Source organism: Pseudomonas sp. P5_A12, assembly GCF_056400685.1.
Genome location: NZ_JBFUKU010000532.1, coordinates 1 through 1868 on the forward strand (window position 1 = coordinate 1; position 1868 = coordinate 1868).

General features: G+C 54.6%; 1 protein-coding gene and 2 pseudogenes. 2 read left to right on the plus strand and 1 reads right to left on the minus strand.

All coding sequences use genetic code 11. From position 1 onward, the window contains the following. Positions 1 to 141 precede the first annotated feature (141 nt). Positions 142 to 243: pseudogene (locus AC1DSG_RS30800) on the minus strand (chemotaxis protein CheW); the annotation flags it as partial. Positions 244 to 539: 296 nt separating this feature from the next. Between AC1DSG_RS30800 and AC1DSG_RS30805 the strand changes: the two are divergent. After that, a complete protein-coding gene (locus tag AC1DSG_RS30805; RefSeq protein ID WP_477794239.1) occupies positions 540 to 1313 on the plus strand; it encodes a hypothetical protein in 774 nt (257 codons plus the stop codon). A 12-nt stretch (positions 1314 to 1325) separates the two neighbouring features. After that, positions 1326 to 1868 (plus strand): annotated as a pseudogene (locus AC1DSG_RS30810) (lipase family protein); the annotation flags it as partial.

Below are 1868 nucleotides of genomic sequence, written 5' to 3' on the forward strand. Positions count from 1 at the left end.
TGCAGATGCGCGCTCAGGCCAAGGTTTAGCCGTTAGATTTGTGGTGAATTGAAGGTCGCCATCGCGAGCAAGCTCGCTCCCACATTGGATTTGCGGCGTACACAAAACCTGTGGGAGCGAGCTTGCTCGCGATGGGGCCAGTCAGACCAACCCGGCACTCACCAGTAACTCCTCCAGCGCCAGCAAGTCAGGCACCTTCGCCACTTGCTCTCCCACCTGCACCGCCGGCGAACATAACGGCACAAGCGAGCCTGCTCGCGATGGCATCAGCCAGCCAACGTAAAACCGAATCACGCAAAAAAATCAGAGGCATTTCCCACTGCCCTAAAAGAACCGTCCTACATTTTTTCTTCTGCACGTTTGTTTAGCTTACTGCCCTTGCGCCTGACTCGTTACAGCGTGGCGTCAAGTGCCTGTGCCCATCAAACAGGCTGATGAAATTCGCCTGACCAAGCTAATCGCTGCACCGGCGAGACCCCGAGTGAACATTTGGAGCGGGAACATCAAGCAACGGCATTTTGGCAAGGAGAAGCCCCGCTATGAAACGCACACTACGAACCGCCAGCTTGGGTTGTTGCCTCGTATTAACCGCAGGCTGCGCCACCAGCCAGCCGAACACATTCACCTTCACTGCCGATTTACCGCCCGACTTCACCTACCAGGCCATTGCCGTGTATGTGCCCGAAAAAGGGGAAACCTGCACCGTGCCGGGCGGGCGAAATACGGAAGTTGGGTACAACATGAAATGGCGTGAGAACTACCAGCCAAACGCTGAGATCGCCCTGCGCCGAACGGTCAGTGGGTGCCCGCTGGTGATCAGGCGCATCGAGCTGAAAATCTATGGGACTTACGGTAAAGCCCGGGGAGATTTTGGTACGGATATCGCCAGCGTGTTCATTCGCGACGAACTGGAAGATCAGTACAAAAGTGTCTTTAACGAAGCAGGCGAAAGCACTTTCTACGGTGAATGCCAACGGCTATTCCGCACCGTGGGGCCAAAACGACGCATCGTAAAACTCCTCAACTGCAAAACAATCAACGCACAGGGCGAGCGCGGACGTGGCCAACCCTTCGCTGCGTACACCCCGGACCAGCTGCCGGGAACAACCGTGAAGATGAACATCAAGTTGGCGGACAAGGAAAGACCTGCCATTGGGAACACGTGGGTAAAAGTGCCGAACGGTTGGAAGCGATGTATGGGCGATAACTTTGAAGACCAATACGCGTTTTGCTTTGGAAACCACAAGGACTTCAGCGGTTTTCAGATGCCCGATGGAAAGCAATGCACCATTTACCCAGGCTGCACTGAATAAGGAAAATTCAACATGACGTCATTGGAAAAAGAACTCAAATCGCCGCTGAGCAGCCAAGTGCTGGCATGCCCCGCACAGGGTCGATGGAGCAGCTTTCAGCTAGTCGACGAGTTCGGCTCTGGCGAACCCTATGCCGGGTTGGCCTACGTCGTAACCGACTCGGAAGGGCAAAAATACGATGGTGTGTTGGATATAACAGGCACAGGCAAAGTGGATAACCACTTTGCCGGCCCTATCTCGCTACTCCTTGACCAAAAATACCAGGGGCATGAAAAGAGCTATGAATTTTTACAAACAAGATCCCACTACCCCTTAGAAATCACCGAACTCCAAGTACGCGCCGAGCAAACCCGCTACCTGAACCAAAACTCCACCCGCACCAAAGAAAACCCCGCACAAGCCTGCGCGGATGAGTATTTTCAGGTGGAAGTGCGCCATCTGGTCAAGCATGTCTCGCACCTGCCTCCTGAGGTCTATCGCCATTACCCACACGGTACGGGGCGGGCGAAGCTCATGGGTAAACATGGCGCGCTTGGCATTGCCCTGTTGCCGTTG